Genomic DNA, 4,480 nt, shown 5'->3' on the forward strand with positions numbered 1-4,480 from the left:
TTGTCCTGATTTAAATTTAATCCACTATATCTTCAGATTATGAATAATTTATCGCCCAATACGCCGTTTTGGCTGCGCAACGGTCATGCCGACACCATCTTTGCCAAATTCCTGCAACGCCCCTCCCCCACTTACCGGCGCGAGTTGCTGCCCGACAGTACCGGCAAAGCACAGGTTGCCTACGATTTTGTCGACAGCCCCAATCCCGACGCGCCGCTGGTGGTTTTGTTTCACGGCTTGGAAGGCAGCAGCCGCAGCCATTACGCGGTCGAACTGATGCGCGCGGTACAAGACAAAGGCTGGAACGGCGTGGTCGCCCATTTCCGCAGTTGCGGCGGCATCCCCAATACCGCGCCCGTGTTCTACCACTTGGGCGATACGCCCGAAATCGCCTTTATGCTCGACACGCTTGCCGCTCGTTATTCCGTCATTTATGCGGCAGGCGTTTCGCTCGGCGGCAATGCCTTGGCAAAATATTTGGGCGAACAAGGCAGCAATGCGCTGCCCCGCGCCGCCGCCGCCGTTTCCGCGCCGGTCGATGCGACGCTGGCGGGTACGCGTTTCGACAAAGGCATGTCGCGCCTGTTATATACCCGTTATTTTTTGAATTCGTTGCTGCCCAAAGCCCGCGACGTTGCCGATTTGCAGAATGCCCATCCCGACCGCGATGTCGCCGCCCTGTTGAAAAAATGCAAAACGCTGGGCGACTTCGACGATACGTTTACCGCGCCGCTGCACGGCTTTGCCGACCGTTTCGACTATTACCGCCGCGCCTCGTGCAAACCTTGGCTCAAAACGGTAGCCGTTCCCTTGCTGCTGCTCAACGCCGTCAACGACCCCTTCCTGCCGCCCGAAGCCCTGCCGAACGCGGATGAAGTGTCTCCGTCCGTCACGCTTTTGCAGCCCGAACACGGCGGACACGTCGGCTTCGTCAGCCGCGACGGGGGTCGTCTGAACCTGCAATGGCCGCCGCAAACCGTATTGTCTTATTTCGCACAATTTGAATAGCGTTCCCGAACGGCTGTCGGCGTTGCGTTGGGATAAATTGGTTGAAACAAAAAAAGGTCGTCTGAAAACCTATATTTCAGGTTTTCAGACGACCTTTTTACTGCTCAAACGGCTGACCGCTCAATCAGTCGTGACCGATATCGACGGTTTTCTCTTTGTAGCGCGTATCGGGGACGAGGACGATTTTTTCGTCCACTTTGCCGATGGCTTTCACATCTTTGCCCGGGTAGTCCAACTGATGCAGGAAGTAGCGGATACAGTTGAGACGGGCGCGTTTTTTGTCGTCGGAACGGATGATGACCCAAGGCGCGTCGCCGGTGTGGGTGTGAAAGAACATGGCGTTTTTGGCTTCGGTGTAGTCGTCCCAGCGGTCGAGCGACTGGATGTCCACGGGGGAGAGTTTCCAGTGTTTCAGGGGGTCGTCGCGGCGGGAAATGAAGCGGCGCAGTTGTTCTTCGCGGGATACGGAGAACCAGAATTTGAAGAGGTGGATGCCACTGGCGACGAGCATACGTTCCAATTCAGGGGTTTGGCGCATGAAGAGCAGGTATTCGTTGGGTTCGCAGAAGCCCATCACGCGTTCTACGCCGGCGCGGTTGTACCATGAGCGGTCGAAGAAGACCATTTCGCCCGCGGTCGGCAGGTTTTGGATGTAGCGTTGGAAATACCATTGGCCGCGTTCGGTGGTGGTCGGTTTTTCCAGTGCGACGACGCGCGCTCCGCGCGGATTCAAATGTTCCATAAAGCGTTTGATGGTACCGCCCTTGCCTGCGGCGTCGCGGCCTTCAAACAGGCTGACGATGCGTTGGCCAGAGTCTTTGACCCAGCTTTGCACTTTCAGCAATTCGATTTGCAGCTTTTGTTTTTCTTTTTCGTATGCGGCACGGCGCATACGTTGCTTGTAGGGGTAATTGGCGGGAAGCGGTGCGCTGCCGGAATCTTCGTCCGTACCGCGTCCTTCGTGTTCCAAAACGGCTTTTTCGAAAACTTGCAACTGGTCTTGCTTTTCGCCCAATTCAACGTTTTCAAACGGTTCTAACTGATGATCTGCCATAGGGTCTCCTTATTGATTAAGTTTGAAATGATATGGTGTGGTATGGTTTGATTCTACTCCTTTGCCCCTCAGCGGACTACATAAAATTACACTGCGCCATTTTTTTCGGCGCGGTCTGCTAATTTGTGTAAAAACGGCGTATAATCAGGCTATTTGCACCACAGCCATGCCCTATTTCGCTCTGTTTGACGATGCCGTGAGCGGCCGCGCAAAACTCTATCAAAATCATGTGGAAAGCCGCCTTTTCCATCATAACGAACTGGATTCGCTGGACGATACGCTGCAAAAGGGCTGGCAAAAAGGGCTGCATTCGGTGTTGTTTGCAGACTACGAATTCGGTTTGCCGCTGATGGGGATAGCGTCCGAACGCGGCGGCAATCTTGCCCTGCACTGGTTTGCCGACTGCGCCGACATCGATGCCGAAAGCTGGCTTGCCCAAAATTCAGACGACCTCCCCGCCGGTATTTCCACGCCGCAATCCTCCGTATCCGAAGCCGATTACCTCGACCGCATCCGCCAAATCCACGAAGCCATCCGACGCGGCGACACCTATCAAATCAACTACACCACCCGCCTGCACCTGCAAGCCTACGGCAACCCCGTCAGCCTCTATCGCCGCCTGCGCCAACCCGTTCCCTATGCCGTCTTGTCCCACCTGCCCGATGCGGCAGGGAAATCCGCGTGGACGCTGTGTTTCTCGCCCGAACTCTTCCTCAAAATCGATGCGGACGGCACCATCAGCACCGAACCAATGAAAGGCACCGCGCCGATTTTGGGCGACGGGCAAGACGAACGCCGCGCCGCCGAGTTGCAAAACGACCCGAAAAACCGCGCCGAAAACGTGATGATTGTCGATTTGCTGCGCAACGACCTCGGCAAAATCGCCCAAACCGGCAAAGTACGCGTGCCCGAGCCGTTTAAAGTATCGCGTTTCGGCAGCGTCTGGCAGATGACCAGCACCATCCAAGCCCAAGCCCTGCCGCACATTAGCGCCGCCGACATCCTCCGCGCCGCCTTCCCCTGCGGCAGTATCACCGGCGCACCCAAACGCATGAGCATGCAGATTATCGAATCGCTCGAAGCCGAACCCCGCGGCCTGTACACCGGCAGCATCGGCTACCTGAAACCCTGCGCGGGCGGGCTGGGATTTGAAGGCATATTCAACGTCGTCATCCGCACCTTATCTCTCAGACCCGTTTCAGACCCGATTTCAGACAACCTAGATAGTGGATTAAATTTAAGTCAGGACAAGGCGACGAAGCCGCAGACAGTACAGATAGTACGGCAAGGCGGGGCAACGCCGTACCGGTTTAAAGTTAATCCACTCTATCACGGAGTGTATGGCGTCGGTTCCGGCATCGTCATCGACAGCGACCCCGCCGCCGAATATCGGGAATGCGGCTGGAAAGCCCGTTTCCTCAACGAATTGCGCCCCGCCTTCGGCATCTTCGAAACCATGCGCGTGGAAAACAGGCAATGCCGCCTGCTCGACCTGCATTTAGGCCGTCTGAAAACATCCGCCCACGCCCTCAACCTGCCCCTGCCCGACGATTGCGAAACCCGAATCCGACAATACATCACCGACTTGCCCGACGGCCTCTTCCGCCTGAAAGCCGAACTCGTTTCAGACGGCCTCATCCTCAGCCATGCCGCCACCGCCGAGCTGCCCGCCCCGCAGCGCGTCGTCCCCGCCCCGCAACCCCTCCCGCGCCGCGACTACCTGCGCCGCTTCAAAACCACCCGCCGCGCCCTGTACGACCAAGCATGGCAAACCGCCGAAACACAAGGCGCGTTCGACAGCCTGTTTTTCAATTCAGACGGCCTCCTGCTCGAAGGCGGCAGAAGCAACGTGTTCGTCAAATACCAAGGGCAATGGCTCACCCCGTCTCTGGATTTGGACATCCTCAACGGCGTCATGCGCCAAGCCGTGTTGCAGCAGCCGCAAACCTACTTGGGCACGGACGCAGTCATCGAAACGCACATCACCCGCAACATGCTGGAACACGCCGAAGAAATCCGCCTCTCCAACGCCTTGAGGGGTATGTTTGAGGCGGAGTGGGTAAAAAGTTGATTGGTTGAACAACGGATAAAGTGAATAAGCAACAAGGTCGTCTGAAACCTAAATCTCAAGGTTTTCAGACGACCTTTTATTCAATCAATACAGGTTTTATTCAATTAATTTGGGATAGATCCAACCCGTAGCGTGGGCTGTGCCCACGAAATCCATTATCAGACAATCAAAATCAGACAACAGTCGAATGGGTATTCATTTCGACTTTCATCTCGTGGGCGAAGCCCACGCTACTCGTTGCTGCACGGCAACTTGTCCCTTCCCCCGTCCGGCAGGGGAAGGTTAGGATGGGGGGGCTTTGTGGGTTTAGGTCAAATCAAATTCGTGCCAACCGTAGAGCCACCCTC

At 56.1% G+C, this 4,480-nt stretch carries 3 protein-coding genes; 2 read left to right on the forward strand and 1 reads right to left on the reverse strand.

From position 1 onward, the window contains the following. The first annotated feature begins 39 nt into the window (after positions 1-39). A complete protein-coding gene (locus HMPREF3050_RS02370; protein ID WP_070773309.1) occupies positions 40-1,008 on the forward strand; it encodes a YheT family hydrolase in 969 nt (322 codons plus the stop codon). A 124-nt stretch (positions 1,009-1,132) separates the two neighbouring features. Here HMPREF3050_RS02370 and ppk2 read toward each other — a convergent pair whose 3' ends face one another. Beyond that, positions 1,133-2,062 (reverse strand): polyphosphate kinase 2, encoded by a 930-nt coding sequence (ppk2, locus tag HMPREF3050_RS02375; protein WP_003766403.1) that lies wholly within the window; start codon positions 2,060-2,062, stop codon positions 1,133-1,135. Positions 2,063-2,228: 166 nt separating this feature from the next. Here ppk2 and HMPREF3050_RS02380 point away from each other — a divergent pair, with 166 nt between their 5' ends. Continuing rightward, positions 2,229-4,133, forward strand: a complete 1,905-nt coding sequence (locus HMPREF3050_RS02380) for a bifunctional chorismate-binding protein/class IV aminotransferase (RefSeq protein WP_070773310.1) — start codon at positions 2,229-2,231, stop codon at positions 4,131-4,133. Positions 4,134-4,480 lie beyond the last annotated feature (347 nt).

This window comes from Neisseria sp. HMSC065D04, from assembly GCF_001815675.1.
GTDB lineage: Bacteria > Pseudomonadota > Gammaproteobacteria > Burkholderiales > Neisseriaceae > Neisseria.